The organism is uncultured Mobiluncus sp. (assembly GCF_902488535.1).
Taxonomy (GTDB): domain Bacteria; phylum Actinomycetota; class Actinomycetes; order Actinomycetales; family Actinomycetaceae; genus Mobiluncus.
This window is the reverse complement of record NZ_CABTWO010000003.1, coordinates 110,073-127,820: the sequence shown is the minus strand read 5'-3', so window position 1 is coordinate 127,820 and position 17,748 is coordinate 110,073. Positions and strand designations below refer to the sequence as shown.

Annotated in this window: 10 protein-coding genes and 1 tRNA gene; 2 read left to right on the top strand and 9 right to left on the bottom strand. The window is 54.4% G+C overall.

Annotated features, from left to right (window positions below; all coding sequences use genetic code 11):
- The 5 genes from RDL66_RS02160 to RDL66_RS02140 form a co-directional block, all read right to left on the bottom strand.
- On the bottom strand, positions 1-4,972 hold a 4,972-nt coding region (locus tag RDL66_RS02160), incomplete at its 3' end, for a Rib/alpha-like domain-containing protein (RefSeq protein WP_308534867.1).
- A gap of 187 nt (positions 4,973-5,159) precedes the next feature.
- Positions 5,160-6,281: an IS1249 family transposase gene (locus RDL66_RS02155; protein ID WP_308534876.1), complete on the bottom strand. Its 1,122-nt coding sequence runs from the start codon at positions 6,279-6,281 to the stop codon at positions 5,160-5,162.
- 781 nt (positions 6,282-7,062) lie between these two features.
- A complete protein-coding gene (locus RDL66_RS02150; protein WP_297590940.1) occupies positions 7,063-7,413 on the bottom strand; it encodes a hypothetical protein in 351 nt (116 codons plus the stop codon).
- Positions 7,414-7,672: 259 nt separating this feature from the next.
- Entirely contained in the window at positions 7,673-8,173 is a 501-nt protein-coding gene (locus tag RDL66_RS02145) for a hypothetical protein (protein WP_297590938.1), read from the bottom strand.
- A 14-nt stretch (positions 8,174-8,187) separates the two neighbouring features.
- Positions 8,188-8,508, bottom strand: coding sequence for a hypothetical protein (locus RDL66_RS02140; RefSeq protein ID WP_297590935.1), 321 nt, complete (start codon positions 8,506-8,508; stop codon positions 8,188-8,190).
- A 365-nt stretch (positions 8,509-8,873) separates the two neighbouring features.
- Here RDL66_RS02140 and RDL66_RS02135 point away from each other — a divergent pair, with 365 nt between their 5' ends.
- Positions 8,874-9,773 (top strand): DNA adenine methylase, encoded by a 900-nt coding sequence (locus RDL66_RS02135; protein WP_297590932.1) that lies wholly within the window; start codon positions 8,874-8,876, stop codon positions 9,771-9,773.
- On the opposite strand, the gene RDL66_RS02130 is transcribed toward RDL66_RS02135, so the two are convergent.
- The 3 genes from RDL66_RS02130 to RDL66_RS02120 all read right to left on the bottom strand — a co-directional run bounded on the left by RDL66_RS02130 (position 9,718) and on the right by RDL66_RS02120 (position 15,161).
- Entirely contained in the window at positions 9,718-11,214 is a 1,497-nt protein-coding gene (locus tag RDL66_RS02130; RefSeq protein ID WP_308534865.1) for a hypothetical protein, read from the bottom strand. The two genes, RDL66_RS02135 and RDL66_RS02130, sit on opposite strands and share 56 nt — an antisense overlap.
- Positions 11,215-11,553: 339 nt before the next feature.
- Positions 11,554-11,627: transfer RNA gene (locus RDL66_RS02125), tRNA-Met, on the bottom strand.
- Positions 11,628-11,759: 132 nt separating this feature from the next.
- Entirely contained in the window at positions 11,760-15,161 is a 3,402-nt protein-coding gene (locus RDL66_RS02120) for a UPF0182 family protein (RefSeq protein ID WP_308534874.1), read from the bottom strand.
- Positions 15,162-15,411: 250 nt separating this feature from the next.
- Between RDL66_RS02120 and RDL66_RS02115 the strand changes: the two genes are divergently transcribed.
- A complete protein-coding gene (locus RDL66_RS02115) occupies positions 15,412-16,110 on the top strand; it encodes a hypothetical protein (RefSeq protein ID WP_308534864.1) in 699 nt (232 codons plus the stop codon).
- A gap of 27 nt (positions 16,111-16,137) precedes the next feature.
- On the opposite strand, the gene RDL66_RS02110 is transcribed toward RDL66_RS02115, so the two are convergent.
- Positions 16,138-17,697, bottom strand: coding sequence for an ATP-dependent helicase (locus tag RDL66_RS02110; RefSeq protein WP_308534862.1), 1,560 nt, complete (start codon positions 17,695-17,697; stop codon positions 16,138-16,140).
- Positions 17,698-17,748: the final 51 nt, after the last annotated feature.

Genomic DNA, 17,748 nt, shown 5'->3' with positions numbered 1-17,748 from the left:
GATAATCGCCAGGAGCAGTACCGGCGGGAATCTCCGCGCTAACCGCGCCCGTATCGGGATTCACCGTCGCCCAATCCGGACCACTGACCTTGGTATAGATAGTCCCTCCCGGCAGCGGTTTACCGTCGCTGTTCTTCGGACCGGGAACCACGAGGGTCTTCCCCGCCTCACTCGGATTCGGATCTGAATACTTCGGATCATGAGTCGTGTTTTGGTCAGGCGGGTTCACCGTAAAGGTGAAGGTGGATGTTACCGGAGCTCCGTCCTCTCCGATAGCGGTGACAGTCACCGTCTGCGGACCGTTTGTCGGTTCCGTGGGAGTTCCGACGATCTTTCCTTGTGCCTGATCGTAGGTCAAACCCTTGGGCAAACCGGTAACTGTTATCGTACTGTTCGGATCTCGATGCTGCACCTGAATCGGAATAGCCGTCAGGGGTTCTCCCTGCTTTCCAACCTGGTTCAGTATCGGGGTAATCGTCGCCGAGGCTCTGGGTTTCTGCGTCACCGTAGCTTTGGCGACAGCCGTATCCTGGGTACCGTCCTTGTACTTGACGACAACTTTAATGTTGTAGTCCTGTGGGTTCGCGTCAAGTCCCGGCGTCATAGTGATGGCACCGGTGTTCTCGTCGACACTGACCCAATCCGGCATTCCGTCCGCCTTATAGAACTTGGTGCCGTCAGGCTTAGCCACGGTGTTGCCGCCCTTATCCTTGAAAATCGGAGAATTAGTGGTCTTGGTTTGACCTTGTTCGATAACCTCTGTTTCGCCGTAGATAGGATCTACCTCCGGTTTATATTCAGGTGTCACCACTTCGGTTTGACCGTTCACTTTCACTATGGCGGAGGCGGTTCCCTTGGAGCCGTCACCGTAGTTAATAACTACCGGTATCTCGTGGTTGCCGATAGTGGAATCCGTTGGAATAACCCAGGTGATGGCACCCGTGCTGGAGTTAATGGTTGCTCCTGTCGGAGCACTTGCTCCCAGAGTATAGGTGGTTCCGGTAGGCGGCGTACCTGCAGCGTTAGTAACCGTGTCCTTGAAAGTCGGCGCCGGAACCGTCACGGTGTCTATACCGCGAGTGCCTTCCTTAGTTCCGTCGTACTCGGGGGTGAGACGCTGCTGAGCAGTACATCCTTGAGCATCCACCGTTGCCGAGGCAGGAGTATCCGCGCACTTATCATTCTCGTCTTTAACCCCGTCACCATCACTGTCAGTATTCGGAACCGGATCCTTGGCATTCACGTGCACCGGCACCGTGACATCGTCGAAGGTACCGTCGGGATAGGTGACATGAATCACCGCGTTATAGTCCCCTGCCGGGGTGTCTGCCAGCGGTTTAATCGTCACCACTCCCGTATTGGGATCGACGGTAATCCAATCCGGACCGGAGGTCTTTGAGTAGTGGGTGCCGCTGGGAAGCGCACTATTGTCCGGGTTTTTAGGCGTGGGCAGCGTCTGGGTGTCTCCCTGGTCAACGGGCGTGGCGTCCTGATACTTCGGATCGTTGCCATTCGAAATCGATGCCACAGAAATCTTGGCATGAGCGCTGAGGGTGCCGCCTTTATCGGGGAAAGTCACTTTCACCGGAATGGACACATCACCCAACGCCTGATCCGCAGGCACATTCCACGTGATTGCTCCCGTGTTTGGATTCACCGTGATATCGCTCGCCTTCACGCCGCTGGGCAGGTGATCCGTGTCCAAAGCGTACTTGGTGCCGGTCGGCTCCGTGCTGGCAGCTCCGTTAATAGCGTTCTTGTACGTCGGAGCCGGGACAGTAACGCTGGCTCCCGGAGCGACCTTCTTCGAGCTATATTCCGGCAGGTACTTCTGGTTCGCGGCGCACCCGTCGGTATCTACCTTCAACCCCTTGATAGTGCCGGGGCAAACATCCTTAGTGTCATCTACCCCATCCTTGTCGGTATCCGGTTTGGGTGCCGGGTTAATAGTGATAGAGAAAGAAGTGGAAACTACTTTTCCATCTTGTCCTTTAACTTTCACCGTAACCGGGTAAGTTTTCGGGTTTTTTAGAGGATTACCAGCGCCATCTACCGGGTTAACCGTACCGGTAATGGTGCCGGTATTCGGGTCATAACCCAGCCCGTCGGGAAGCCCGGTGAATGTCGGAGGCTCCACTCCGTTAGCAATTTCTACCGGAATCGGGTTAATTGGCTGTCCGGCAGTCCCGCTTTGGTCAGCAATCGGCGTGATAGTAGCGGGTTTATCCGGAGGTGTAACCGTGTATTTGAAGGTCTCGGTTACTTCTCGACCGTCCAGACCTACAGCTTTAATGGTGACCACGGAGGGGTCGCCGCTCGGGCTGGCTGTCGTAGGAGTGCCGGTAATTTTGTTGGTCGCAGAATTGAAAGACAGCCCGTCAGGCAGTCCGCTCACTGTGAGGGTGCCGGTCTTGATGTTTTCTGCACTCACGGTTATAGGCGTGATTGCCTCTCCCGCCTTGGAGCTTTGATCGCCGGGTTTGGTGATGCTGCCAGCTGGAGGCGGTGTAGCTTTATTCACCGTAAATGGAACCTTTACGGTAGTGGATCCGGAATTATTCGGATAGGAAACCTTCACCGGAATCTGATAGGTGTTAGCCGGAGTGCCTGTAGGAATATTCCAAGTTACTTTGCCGGTATCTGGATCAACTGTAACCGTATCCTCGGTTACCCCGTCCGGCAGGTTGGTCTTGTCCAGGGAGTACCTGATACCCTCTACCGGCGGGGTGTCGCTGGGCACAGCACCAGCTGTCTGGTTATCTTTGAACTTTGGTAACCCGGAACTGGCCTTTGAGCCGGGATCTGCGGTTACCGCGTCATAGCTGGTATCGTACTGTTGCGCATAGGTACAGCCGTTAGCCTGCACCGTTTGCCCACTGGGGGTGTCTAGACATTTATCTTTATCATTCGCTACCCCATCTTTATCGTCATCTTGGGGAGCTTGGATTATGAAGGGCGCACTCGCCGGTTCTGAAATTTTGATGGTTCCTCCAGCTTTAAGTGGCTTGGAGTAAGTCATTTTCACCGGGACTGAGATGACGGTGCCGTCCTCACCGGCGGGGCTCTTCCAAGTAACTGCCCCCGTCGAAGGATCAATGGAAAAATCATCCACGTTTAGACCGGCCTCGGTCATCTTTGCCTTGTCGAGTTCGAAAACCGGGTTATAGCCTGCAGGCAAATACTTGAGTTTCTCTACCGGGGCAGTGTCTTTCTTGTCGAAAGTAGGAGCCGCAGAAGTTGCTTCCACGCCCACCTTGGTTTTGGTTTGCTGGTAGTTGGCATCGTAATCCGGCACCACCGCAAGGAAGGAATCGGTACCTAAAACTACTACGTCTTTCCCGTGCTCATCTACCGAGGTCAACACCGCGTTATACACAGTGTTTTCCTTCAAATCTGCAGGAACTTTAAACGGGCAAGACTCCAAAACCCCGCTGTTGTCAGCTGTTAGCTCGCAGTGTCCTACCTGCTTCTCACTGGGGTCGTACCAGGTGATTCTATATTTATTGCTATCAATCTTATTGGCAGGAGCCAGCCCCTCGGTAGAGGTGTTTACCGTGCTGCCTGGGGTGGCGGCATGGGTGCTGGTGTCATATTCCAAGACATCAAAATAGGTCTCTACCGGCACCAATCCCAGATTCAAGTCGTCCCACTGTTCATTGGATCCGGCGTAATTACCGGTGACACCGAACGGCTTGAACATAGCCGCGCCTTGGCGGGTGTCAAAGAAATTATTGCCGCGCCACGGATCCATGTACCCGATACCATCTGGCTTATCAACCAAAGAAACGTTCAAATAGTCCCAGTTCACGTGCTTCTGGTCATTCCTGCCAATCCCTTCCCAGAATCCGGTGTCGGGATCAGGCGCAACCTCGCCGCAAGTTCGTCCCGCCGGAACCGTCTGACAGCTGCGCTGGTTATTGCCCCAGCTGCCGTTGAACTGCAACGTGTATTTGCCATCTGGTCCGGTAGTGGCCTGCACGGTTTCTGCAATCCACTGACAAGATCCCGTACCGAGACGGATTTGTTCCTGGATGTATTTTTGCAAGTTGGCTTCATCTTGGGCAACCCACCGGCTCCTATCCGGAGTGGTGGAGGCGGAGGCGCGGAAAGTGTGATTCTTGAAAAGCCCGGTTTTGTTGTCGGCGTAATACGTTTCAACTTGTTTAACGGCACAATCGCTCAGGTAAGACGCCTGCACCTTCTGACCCCGTACCAGCTTGTCACCGTCAGGATTATTTAAATCCACCCAACGCGCCGAGCCCACGCCCTGTACCCAGTTCCAGTAGACCTTGCCGGAGATATGACCCCCTCGCGAACCCGACAGGGTGTTGGTGGTGTTGACGGGGGTGACGGAAGTCTTGGTGGGGTCTTGTTTCTCCACAAAATAGGTGTCCGCGCCCTGGACACCGTAGGTGTTGCCCCAATAGGCTTTGCCGGTGGAATCCTGCACGTATCCGTCCGGGGAGGGACGCTGACCGTATCCCCAGAATTGGTTGAGTTTGTCGCGATCCGGGTTGATAACCCAAATCTGGATTTTTTCGTTATACATTCCCCCCGGATGCAAACCGACTTCACCGTCAAAAGTACGTTTCACCCCATTAACATCGGTGTAGGGCAGCATTTTTATCTTAAAATTACCGTTGACATCGGTGGTGCCCTTGTATATGGGTGATGACCATCTACCTTTGGACTTAGAGCCTTCGCTCCACTGGGCGTACACCGTCACATTCGCCAGTCCGACCCCCAAGTCTGCGGTGGCAGAAATATTACCGGTAGACGGTACTGCCAGCAGTTTCTTGACGGAACCGGAGACGGTTTTGGCTTCTGTGGTAGACTGCGAGGAATCGATGGCCTGCTCAAACTTGGGCGGCACAGCCGCATATGCCCGCGGCGAAGAACCTGCCATAATCACGGCCAACCCGCACATCAGCGTCAGAGACACTGCCGCACACGTAGCATAGATCTTTTTCATCAGCACAGAACCCTTTCCAGGTACTGCGTGGCGGGCTAGCGTAGTCTTGCGGTAATGATTCATTTGAGTCTCCCTTGATAGGTGTACGTTCCAAACCCGAACTCAGATTGAGGCTATAACACACATCCATTTTACCGGAAAATTGGGGTTAAGTAAGGGGTAAAGGACAAATTGTGTGTCTGGGGGGTTAGTCCCATGTGTTGTTGTAGGGGGTGGTGTGGTGGAGTTCGTTGCAGATGATTGCGTCGCCCCATCCGGGGAGGTTTCTTTGGGTGATGTGTAGGTTTTCCTGGTTTAGGTAGTATTCCTCGAGTTGCGCATCCGTAGGCATTATTTTCAGGATTTCTGCTGGAGTCGCGGGGTTTTCGATGTGGTGGTAGCACCACCAGAAAACCGCTTTGATTCGCCTGGCCAGGCTCATTCCGCGGTGGTCTTTGAGCATGGCACGGAGTTGAGCGTTTATCCCGCCTTCGATCTGGTTGTTCATTGCTGGTAGGCAGGTCAGGGTCTGGTCTGCGAGGTCAGGATCGAGATAGGTGAACAGGTTACCGGATTTTATGAGCCTAATTAGCGAGTCCCGGGCGCGAGCGAGTTTCTCGTGGGTCAAGCATCTTGTGCCGTATTCGTTTATGGTTTCCTCCGCGAGGAAGGCTTCCCATTCCAGGCACCAGTTGTTGAACCCGACCAGCCATTGTAGAGATTCTTCCACGTTATGGACATGTAACAGGTCGCGTACTATTCTCCCGAGTTGTTTCCCGGCTGGCAGCTTCGGATTCATGGTGATGTAACGTCGTACCTGCATAAACGCGTGATATGTGCAACGCTGGACCTGCGTGCCAGGCCAAGAAGCTGCTCTAGCGGTTTTGAAACCTGACCCACCATCGCTCACGACTAGAAGCGGGGGCGCTATCCGATCCAGCAAGGCTTTCCACGCGTTAATGTTCTCGTTCCTAGCCACATACCAGCCCAACACATGCTGACGAGTACAGGCAATCAAAACCACGGCCTTGCGCCCCAGATAAATCCCGTCGACAAACACCACGTCATGAACCTCGTCCACGATCGGAGAGAACGGCCATAAACACCAGAACTTAGCTGCATGACGACAAAACGTCCGGCCCGCTCCGGGCATGTCTTTCTGCCGCTGACGCGACAACAGCCAGCTCAGGAAACGATTAAGCTCTTTAGCAGAGTTATCAATCTTTCCGACCTGAGACCTTCCACACTCCTTACAACGCCAACGCTGAGAACCAGAAGAAGTCTTTCCATTACGTTTCAAAAAAGTATTACACGCCGGGCATTTCACCATATTCATGCCAACAGCATGAACCAACCAACTTTCAACCCGACTTTCCCCCACCAACACAAGCAAAACACAAGAAAACAGACACACAATTTGACCGACCCCAAAGTTCAGCCAAACCAACTATCAACCCGACTTTAAGGCCCTACCACAACAAAAAACCCGGATAAAAAACACACAAATTGTCCTTTACCCCTGTGTTGTTGTAGGGGGTGGTGTTACCTGCACAGCGAGAACCCGCTCCAGCCCCACGAACTCACCCGACCCAAGCACCTAAACCCCCAACCAAAACCCGAAATCAAAGAACCCAAGCCAGGACCAGCCGAATGGGACATCGGCATAGAACTCACCCGCACCGACTACCACCCAGACATCTCAATCCGCAAAGGATGGGCAGACCACTCACACTAACGACACGCCCGGCAAAAGACACACAAAATGTTACTTAACCCGATTATCGCCTATGATGCCAAACAACTTGAAAGGCTCGAGCCGTTATCCGCGCTACAATTGCTCGGGACGTTCTCAAGCCTCAATAATAACATATCACCGCAGCGGGGGAAAAGTCAAGAGTTGAAACCGCAAACTAGGCAGGATCTAGCGGATAGCCTGAAAACTCGGCTAGAGGCTAAGAACAGGACACTTCCCGAAAAGAGTATCGGGGAGCGGAAGCCTCTTAAGCGAGGATTCGGTCTCTGATGGATAGTGTTCCTTCAACCTGGCTTCGGCTAGGTCGAAATGGAACGCGAAACGGAACTGATTTTTTTCGGCCATGTCGGTATTGGTTTTATGCGTAGATTCGCTCCGGGAAGTGCTCTTGGACGATTTCTATGTAGTCGATGGGGTCGGTGCCGCGCTCGTATGCAGTAAGGGAGCGTATGTTTTTCATGACCCATTTCTGCTTGGAGAGCATGGACAGCGAGAGGCATTGAGACTCTACCCGGTTATCTTCGTTGGCTTTCCACGTGCCCCGAGCCAGACGAGTTAGACCATAACGCTGAACATTCTCATCCACACACTCATACAGGGCGTCAACATCGTAACCGTTACATGCAGCCTTCTCAGGGTCAAATTCGATTGTAAAACTCCAAGGCATAACATCCGTCATCGCAATCACCTCACGAAAATCGACTTCCACAGTGATAAAAACATTCTACCGTACCGATTTTGCCCTCCCTCTCAGCATTCTTGCCAACTCCCACCAGAAGCCGCGTTGAGCAGAGTCAAGAGGGGTTGCCAAGCGCGGCGCCCCCTCAAACTCCCCCCCAGCGCAAAAATGAATCTACCCCAACCAATCGTGGGGTTAGGTAGCGTCTTCCGGACTTGGTGCAGTGCCTCACCTCACTGCGAGGTTACGAACGTGAGGCAAGTTTTAGGACGTTTGAATGGGAAAGATTTTATCTTGAAGGACGCTTTTTACCCCGGCCAGGTGATGATGTACCTTTCGACTTTCTTTCCTCAAGTTTCGCCTTAACCGCTTCCGCAATATTTTTGGCAACATCCTCAAGGGACTGCGGAACACCAGGCGCGTCACTCTGTAGAGCTTGTTCAGGCATTGTATGCTGCTTATCTACTGTCTGTGCCCTCAGGTACTCCAGCACGTCGTAACGCTCTCCGATTTGAGTAAGTGTCGCACCTCGCGCACATGATTGGAACCACGAAAACTGGTCTTGTAAATTGTCCAATATGTTGTAAGCATCAAAATAAGTCATAGGTTCAACAGATTCATACCCTGAGTACTGTGTATGAGTGAAACCGTTTGCTTCCAGGAATGAGCGAATATCCGCCCAAGCCAGTTTATACCCGGAAGGTGATCGTGATGGATACAGTTCCTTCAACCTGGCTTCGGCTAGGTCGAAATGGAACGCGAACCGAAGCCTCCGATTTTGCTCATCCATTAACAGTTAACAACCTATGCATAGACGCGTTCTGGGTTGCGTTTCCTTAGAGCTGCAATTATGTCGATGGGGTCGGTACCGCGTTCATAGGCTGTAATTGAGCGCACATTCTGCATAACCCATTTCTGCTTGGAGAGCATCAACAAAGAGAGGCATTGAGATTCCACCTTTTTACTCTCGTTAGCCTTCCACGTGCCACAAGCCAGACGAGATAGACCGTAGCGCTGCACATTCTCATCCACACACTCATACAGAGTGTCAACATCGTAACCGTTACGCGCGGCCTTCTCAGCGTCAAACTCGATTGTAAAACTCCAAGGCAAAACATCCGTCATCGCACTCACCTCCGATTGCATGTTCTTCCCCTCGTATTCAATTCTACCAGTTTTGAGTCAGTTTACCGAGGACTCATCCTCCGCCGACGTCGCCGACGTTGCTGGCAATGCTGGCAAAGCAGAGTATTTCCGTTATTTGGGTTGACTGCGCTAATTGTAACGGTTACTATCTGTTACATGGATATGTCTACTCTTTCAGAGGCGCAGTTGTGTGTTCTGGGCAGTGATTTGCGTAGGGAACGGTTGCGGCGCAGGGGTGCGTGGCGGAGCTGTGTTTGGTGTGGGGATTCTTTTTTGGGTAGGAGTGATGCCCTCTATTGCTCAACTCGGTGTCGGGTAGCTTCTTTCCGAGCGAAGGGATAAACGTGCAAAAATGTGATTTGCGAACTGTAGGGTCTCGCCGCTATGGTGCTTTGTCTCCGTTGCGGTATCCGGGCGGCAAGGCGTCTTTGGCTGGTCTGTTCACTGACCTGATTAAGACGCTTGACAGTCAAATTTGTTGTTATGTGGAGCCGTATGCTGGAGGTGCTGGTGCGGGTATCGCGCTGTTACGTGAGGGGATAATAGATCAGTTAGTGATTAATGATATAGATCCAGCAGTTTGTTCTTTCTGGAAGGCTGTTACCGATGAAAATAATCGAATGTTGGAGCAAATCGCAAAGGTTCCGTTGACTATAGAGGAATGGAAGCGGCAGCGTGATATTTACCGTAATCCAGGCGCTAGGATTGGATTCGAGCTTGGGTTCGCGTTCTTCTACCTTAACCGCACGAACAGGTCTGGGATTCTTACTGGTGGCGTAATCGGTGGAATTCAGCAGGAGGGGCGCTACAAGATTGACGCGAGATTCAACCGGAAAACACTCATCGAGAGAGTGTCTGCTCTAGATGATTATCGCGACCGGATAGTGGTAACGGCCAATGATGGCAGAACTGTGATTAGGAAATATGCAGACAGGACGGATACGTTCATGTACATTGATCCTCCATACGTAAAAGCTGGCGCGAAACTGTATTTGAACTCGTTTGACGGACGTGACCACATAGCCCTATCGAACATCATTAAGGAATTAGATCCGCCCCACTGGCTGATAACATACGACGATTCCTCGCTAATCAAGGCGCTATACCGCGACTATCCGCAAGGGCTGCTGGAACTTTCTTATTCCGCGAATCGAAAAACTCGCGCTGAGGAACTCCTCGTTGCCTCTGCTAAGGTTGCTGCGGTGATGCGACAGCTTGACTCTTGTTCTGCTCAATCTGCTTGAGTAGGAAGACTATGACGGGGCAAACCTTTCCCCATGCTATAAACACTTCTTTTTTGCTAACCGGAAAATTTTTGTCATGTGTGATGGCGTTAAACCATCCTACTGACCCATCTTTTTTCGGATTTTGGTCAACGAGGACATTAATTTCGTTTTTAATGCCTTTTGTGTTGCCTAATTCTTTTTGTAAATCAAGTAAGTCTCCTGCGAGGGTTTTATCTTGTTTCAAGGATTTATCGTCTTTTGAATCCAAATAGAGTTTTATAATTGTTTCGAGTGCTGATCTCATAAGAATTGAAGTTGCTATTGGAAAATTCTTGATGTTAATGCGCCCTAGTTCCTCGAATCGAGATTTCATGTTCAGCGAAAGTAAATTGAAATCAATATCGTTAAGGTTGAGAGTGTCTGCATCTTGTTGACGTCTTGGTGGTTTACTGCTCGTCGTCGATTTGACATTACTCCCCTGTGTATCCGCCTTATCCTGAGGTGCTAATGAGGAGTCATCTGGCAGGGATGGGGCATCTGCCTGTGACTTAGGCGTGGTTACCGTTTCCCCTTTTAGCAGTGCGTAGAACTCGGGGCACTTCAATTCTCCATTAGCTTTAAATTCTTTTGAACGAGTGGTCAACTCCTTGTTCATGAACTTTGTTAGCAAAAATTGGAGGGATTTGATTTTAGCTTTAGGAAGTTTTCGGGCTATTTCCTCAATTGTTTGGTCTACAGGTTCTAGTAGTCCGTCTTTGCTAAAAGATACACCTATAGTTGATGCAATAGCTTTCTTGTTGTAGGCGTACTCAAATACCGACATGGAGAGGTCTGTGCTTGATGCGTATTCTTTCACCCTCGAATCAGTAAATGGTACGTTTCTGATGAACCTCCTCATCACCGCCATTTTGATGAATCTGACGACATCTATCCCTGGATATTTTGCTTTCAACATTTCAACTGTCGTTGTATCGTCTAACAGCGAGTAGTAGTAGTTAGCTTGTTGGTCTAGGCTCCATGCTCGTTTGGATTTGCCGGTGTGGAGACTGGCTATATATGCTGCTACTTCCTTCTTACTGGGTGATACCATTACTCTGATTTCAGACGGAAGATCCTCCGCTTCTTCCTGAAACTGGTTGAGAAGTTTATCCAGCTTTTCTTGGTGGGACGGAACAACTGACGGATTATTCAAAGCCTTAAGTGCACTGACTCTCCTGTTTCCTTCTACTACGACGTAGGTGCCTTTGTTTTGCGGGTCGGGATAGACGACGGGCACCTCGTTGTCAAAGTACCCGTTTCGTAATATTTTCTCAGCAATCTCCATCACGTCCTCAGACACGAACAAATATTTGAGCGCATCTGCGTCATCGGCACTCGGAGTTGGCACCCGATAATTTTCCAAGTCAAGACAAATGTCACTCAACAGTACTTCTTTTATCGGCAGGGGCGTGTATGCCATGACGTGTTCCTCATCCCTTCTTGTGACCTTTGGTGATAGCTATGAGAGCTGCACCTAACTGAGCCATAGTCCTTTAATTCTAGCTCACCTTGTAGAACACTTCATGGAGTGCCGTGTCTAGTCGTTGCGAACTATGCGGTTCGCCTCGGGTACGCGTTGATGCAGCGCGCCGGTTACAACCGCTTCAATGTATCCATCTCGGGAAACTTCGCCTCGTTCTCGACGGACGGACAGTTCAATTTGTCCTTTACCCCAAAACCCTGTTTCCAAGCCCGTGTTTTCAGCAAAAAGAAACCCCCTGAACCGAGCAAAGAGGCAGTTCAGGGGGTATTTATTTAGTAGCGGGGGCCGGATTTGAACCGACGACCTCCGGGTTATGAGCCCGGCGAGCTACCGAGCTGCTCCACCCCGCGTCAAGCGACCCGTACACTTTACCAGTTCTGAGGTTTTACCTCAACTTGGAGGGCGTCACGGGTCGAGGTCACAAGCCCGTTGCGGCACTTTCCGGGGCCGCTGGAGGTTTTCCGCGGCCGGCCCTTACCGCGTCAGCTAACGGATTTCCGGGGTTGCGGACGGGCGCTGGCTGCCGCGGAGGCTTTCGCCTTGGGACTAGCCGCGGAAGCTTTCACCTTGGGGCTAGCCGCCGGGGTCGCTGCGCCGCTGGGCTGGGTAGTCGTTGGGACGCTCGGCTGGGAGGTGGGCGTGTCGCCTGGATTCGCCGGCTGGGTCGCGTCAGGAGCCGCCGGCAGCCCACCGCCTACGGTCAAAGCCTGCTGCAGCTGTTGCTTCAGCTCGGTTTGCGCCTTGCCATAGGCTTCCCAATCGCCCGCTTTCATAGCCGCGTCCGCGTCATCCATCGCCTTGCGTGCGCCTTGCAGAGCCGCCTGGAGCTGCTGCTCGGGCGTCAAACTCGGTGCGGCGGGATTCTCGCCATTGCCCTGGGCCCCAGCTCCCGGCACTTCATTTTCGGAAGTCTGCACCCCGGCGTCGCCGCCAAAGAGCTGATCGAGGGAAGCCTGCAGAGTCGGGGCGAATCCAATCTTGTCACCGAACGATGTCAACACGAAGCGCAGCAACGGATACGTGGTACCGGATTGGGCCTGGACATAGACCGGCTGGACATACAACAAACCCCCGCCCACCGGCAAGGTCAGCAGATTACCACGAACGACCTCGGTGGACTGCTGAGACAGCAGGTTCAAGGTCTGCGAAACCGTATCGGTGGTCTTGAACTTATTGGACACCTGGCCCGGACCGGGAACCGCCAGGTCCGAAGGCAGGGACAGCAGCCGCAGCTTGCCGTACCCGTCACGCACTTTGCCGGGCTTTGACCCCGTTTCCGAATCCACCGTCAAATACCCGGTCAACACGTTTCGGTCTGACTGACCGTAGGGAATGTAAGTCGAGTACAGCGAGAACTCGGTCGATTCCTGACCGGGAGCTTTCATGGTCAAGTAGTAGGGAGGCTGCAACGCCGACAGGACGGTTTGCGAACCCTCGTGAGTCGGGTCGTCAGGCAACTTCCAGAAATCCGAACCGGAATAGAACGAACGCGGATCGGTCGTGTGGTAGCGCGCGATGAGGTTTCGCTGTACCTTGAACAGGTCCTCGGGGTACTTAAAGTGCGCCATCAAATCGCCGGAGACCGAACTCAGCGGCTCAATCTGGCCGGGGAACACTTTGCCCCAAGCGTTGACGATGGGGTCTTTCGCGTCCCACTGGTACAGGTGAACCGAACCGTCATAGGCGTCAACCACGGCTTTCACGGAGTTGCGCATGTAGTTCACGTTATTCATGACTTGGTAGCCATAGCCGATGTTGCGCGAATCCGAGATGGAAGTGTTCAAATCCATGTGGTTTGAATATGGGTAAGAGTTCGAGGTCGTGTAACCGTCAACGATCCACACCACCCGTTTCGGGGTTTTCGGGTCGCCGTCCATGTCCACCACCGCGGGATAAGCCCGCGAATCCAGGGTCAGGTACGGAGCGACTTTCGCCACGCGCTGTTCGGGAGAACGGTAGAACAGGATTTGTGAGGAGCTATTGACCTGTTGGGAAAAGAAAATCTCAGAAGAGCGGAACTTGAGGGCATACATGAGCCTCTCCCACAAGTTGCCCACGCTCGGCCCGCCTTTACCCGTGAAAGTGTTGTTAACGCCCTTGTCCTGAGTGACATCAGAGGGGTAATCAAACTCCCGTTTCGGCGCACCCTTCGGTGCTCCCACGATGGAATAATCCGGCGAGAACTGGCCGAAGTAAATCCGCGGCTCGTACTCGCCCAGCTCACCCTGGGAGGGAATACCTTTTTCCCAGAAGGCCGGTGAGCCGTCCCCTTCGACCTTGGAACCGTAAGCGGTGACGACCCCGAAGCCGTGGGTGAACACGGTGTGCTGGTTGACCCAAGACTTTTGGGAATCACCCAACTGGTTCGTATCTAGCTCACGCACCGCAATCACGGTGTCTTGAGCCTTACCGTCGATGGTGTAGCGGTCCACCGCCAGGTTGGAGGCAAAACGGTAGTATTGCCGGTTTTGTTCCATCTGGCCAAAAGTGCGGGACACGACCGAAGGGTCCAGCAAACGTATCGAGGCGGTAGATTCGCTGTCCGAGCGGAGCTGGCCAGCGGTTGCCTCCGTGGTCGCTTTGTAGGTTTCTTCCTTTACGTCAGCGATTCCAAAGGCGTCACGAGTCGCTTTGATGTTGTGAGCGATGTAGGGCGCTTCGAGTTCCTGGGCGGACGGATCGACTTGGAACCGCTGCACCAGCCACGGGTAAAGCCCGCCCACCAGCAGCGAGGACAGCACCATGACACCGACCCCGGTAGCGGGAATGACCCAAGACTTCCGAAATGCCCCGATGATGAACAACACGGCGATGACCAGGGAAATCCCCACCAAAATGTTCTTGGCCGGCAAGACGGCATGAATATCGGTGTAGGACGCCCCCGAAAACTTATCGTGCACCCCCAGCAGCAGCACGAACCGATCCAGGTAGTAGCGCAGACCGATGATAGCGGCCAGGATAGCCAGCAAAACTGAGATATGAATCCGGGTGCGGTTGGGAATCTCAGCAATCTTGGTGGACAGGTTGCCCTGCAGGTAGTAGCGAGCCAACGTAAACAGCCCAGCGGTCACCACCACGTAGAACAGCAGGGTGGTCAGCTCGGAAAACACCGGCAGCGAGAACACAAAGAATGAAGAATCCCTGGCAAAAATGGGATCCTTGACCCCGAAGTTACTCCGGTGGAACCACGCGGCGAACAGCTCCCACTGCGAAATCAACGGGGTGGCCACCATCAGGCCCACCACCAGCGGCAAAACCACAATCAGGAACTTGCGCCACGGCTGCAAAGTATCGTGCAGGGCTGCCACTGCGGGACGCTCGGAGCGGCGGGTGGCACGCCGGAATTCTTCTTCCAAGTCCGCCGTGTCAAAGACGGTGTCGAACTCGGCGTCCAGGTCAATAATCTTTTCCGAGCCGGAGGGTTTATCAGCGCCTTTACTGTCAGCCGACTTTTCCCCAGGATAGAGCGTTTCGTCATTCGGCTGGTCCGGTTTTTCCTGTTTACCGGCGTCCGAGGCAGTTTTTTCGCCCTCACGCTGAAGCTTGCGTTTCGCCGCATCCATCTTGCGTTCCGCGTCGCGGCGTTTCTTAGATTTGTTGCGCTGCGAGGCATCGGGACTCGCCTGCCCCGCAATCATCAAGTTAACCCAGGTCACCACGGCCGCCAGCAGCATCGCCACAACCACCAGGCCAATGCGCCAACCCCAGGCTGTCAACACCACGGAAATCCGTCCGAGCTGCTGATACCAAGCCAGTTCCGCCCAAACTTTGGACATGACCCCAACCACGGCGATCAGCACCGCGATAATCGCGATGACTATCCCCAAAGTCTTGTTTCCGCCCCGGGGGCCGGGATTCGCCCCACCAGCGGCGGGACGCGGCATACGGGGCGGCTGCATTCCGCCCGGACCGCGCGAGGCACCCCCCGGAGGACCGGCGAAAATATTGCCAAAGAACGAACCGTTGGAGGGATGCCCTGTACTCACTTAACACCTCAGTTTCGAATCGGTTACTCAAGTGCCATCTTTCCACAAAACCCCGGTGTTCTTCCATTCGGGAATTTTTTTCGTCTCCACTCTCCGCTCGCCTAGCCAGTTCCCCGAAGTTTCAACTTTCGATGGGATAATGGAAATCATGAGTGAACCGAGCAACCCTTTGACGAATTTTCCCGCCGGAACCGTAATGGGCATGTCCTTTACCCCCGATGGGAACGCCCGCCCGAACCCTGCTGGGGACGAGCCTGAGCCGTCGGCATCTGAACAGGTTCCCGTCCCGGCGGAGATTCCTGCGATAGTGCGGGTGGTGTGGGAGATTGACGCCCACGCCGAGCCGCTGCCCCAGCTGCAAACCGGTCAACTCTTTACTCTGCACAAGACCGGGGAGGCCGCCGAAATGTTGACGGGCCGGGCCCCGGATGAGCTGGTCGCCGAGATGCGCCACACCGCCGAATCATACCCGGAATCGTTGACGGCGCTACCTTTCCAGTTGCCCGATGATGGTTTGGATTTCTTAGCCCAGCTGGGACGCGTGGTGTGGAGCGACGAAATCGAAGGCGTGGCGGTGCTCTATGAAACGGACGCCATGCTGACCGCCGCGGACATGGCTGAGGCTCCCGCTGACCCCCAGGAACGTAAGGCTTTCCTGGAGAAAAAGACTGCCGGTCAGGAACGAGCCCGTTTTGTCGTGGCCGCCACCCGCACCGAAGCCTGGTCGATTGTTCACCCGCACTTCGACACCGACCCGGAGCATATCGAACAGGGCCCGGCCTTGGTCGCGGATTTGTTGCAACTCATCACCAACGGCATCAACGGCGAGCCCCATCCCGCCTCTTGACCTGCACTAACGCTGGCCAGACCCGGTTTAGTGCCTGCTGGAACGCCGCAACGTGGCACTGCGCCGGGGCCAAAACGGTGCCAAGAAACGGCACGCCTCGCGCTCTTGGGCGGCTCCGTCGCGACGGGCTTTGGCAAAAGACACGATGAGCCGGCTGCGCGCCCGCGTCACCCCGACGTAGCACAAACGGCGTTCTTCCTCGATGGCCGTGGCGGTTTTTGCCAAGCTAATAGGCAGCCACCCTTCGCTGGCTCCCGCCAGAAATACGACTTCCCACTCGAGTCCCTTTGCCGAGTGCAGGGAAGCTAACGTCACGCCGCCAGGTTCGTCATCCTCCGTGCCTGTCCCGCCCTCCGCGGTTGCTCCCGCTAGGTTCGTGACCCGGTCCTTGATTACGAAAGGAATTCGTTTCGCCCCCAACGCCACCCCGAACAGCGCGGCTTGGGCGTTGGTGCGGAACAGCACCGCAATCTGGCTGGGTTTCAGGCCCTCCGTCAGCAGGCCTTGAATGCGGCGGGCGATTTCCTTGGCCTCGGTTTCGTCGTCCGGCGCCGCGAACCAAGACACCGCCGGGCCGGTTTCGCGTTGGGACACCAGACGGACGGTACCGCCCAGGGGCTTGCCGTCCGCCCCTTTTGCCTGGGCCAACACCTGATTCGCCAAGTTCACAATCTGAGGGGTGGAGCGATAGTCCCGAATCAGTTCCACGACTTTCGCTTCGGGATAAGTTTGGGTGAACTCGGTCAAATATTCCGGGCTGGCGCCGGCAAAAGAGTAGATGGTTTGCGCCGCGTCCCCCACTACCGCCAGGTCGCGACGGCGGCCCAGCCAGCTCATCAACAGGTAGTTTTGCAGCGGCGAAACGTCCTGATATTCGTCCACCACGAAGTAGCGGTACTGGTTGCGAATCGCCCGCGCCACGTCCTCGCGCTCATCCATCATGCCCGCGCACAGCAGCAAAATATCTTCAAAATCCAGCTGTCCGGCCTCTATTTTCACGTCCTCATAGGCGTCCAGCAGCTGCGCGACCCGCTCGGTACTCACATCGGCTACGGCTTCGCGTCCTGCCGCCCGTGCCGCCGCAGCGTAGTGCGACGGGTCCACCAGCGAGACTTTTGCCCACTCGATTTCCCCGGCCAACGCCCGCACCTGCACTTTTCCGAGGTCCATTCCCAGGCGTGTCCCCGCCGCCGTTACCAGGGTCGCTTTCAGCCCGGTCAGGTCGGGCATAGTTCCCCCCATAACCTGCGGCCAAAAGTACCTGACCTGCGCCAGCGCCGCGGAGTGAAAGGTGCGCGCCTCGATCTGTCCCACTCCCAAGCCTTCCAGCCGGGTTTTCATCTCTGCCGCGGCTTTTTGGGTAAACGTCAACGCCAACACGTTTTCCGGATTGACCTGTCCGCTGCGCACGCCGTAGGCGATGCGATAGGTAATCGCCCGAGTTTTCCCGGTGCCCGCCCCCGCCAGCACACACAGCGCCCCGTGCTGGTGCTGGGCGACTTCGCGCTGCTGTTCGTCCAGTTCATCGAGCAGTTGCGCAGCGCTGAGTTCCGCGCCGGACGGTGCAGCGTGGGGTTTGGTGTTCACGTTTACCTCCTCTCGATTCCGCGTTTCATTGCTCCCCCAAGTTTCCCACGC

Excerpts from the sequence above, each read along its gene's own strand:
- RDL66_RS02155 (WP_308534876.1), bottom strand. The coding sequence starts at position 6,281 with ATGGTGAAATGCCCGGCGTGTAATACTTTTTTGAAACGTAATGGAAAG.
- RDL66_RS02120 (WP_308534874.1), bottom strand. The coding sequence starts at position 15,161 with ATGCCGCGTCCCGCCGCTGGTGGGGCGAATCCCGGCCCCCGGGGCGGA.
- RDL66_RS02140 (WP_297590935.1), bottom strand. The coding sequence starts at position 8,508 with ATGACGGATGTTTTGCCTTGGAGTTTTACAATCGAGTTTGACGCTGAG.
- RDL66_RS02145 (WP_297590938.1), bottom strand. The coding sequence starts at position 8,173 with ATGGATGAGCAAAATCGGAGGCTTCGGTTCGCGTTCCATTTCGACCTA.
- RDL66_RS02115 (WP_308534864.1), top strand. The coding sequence starts at position 15,412 with ATGAGTGAACCGAGCAACCCTTTGACGAATTTTCCCGCCGGAACCGTA.
- RDL66_RS02130 (WP_308534865.1), bottom strand. The coding sequence starts at position 11,214 with ATGGCATACACGCCCCTGCCGATAAAAGAAGTACTGTTGAGTGACATT.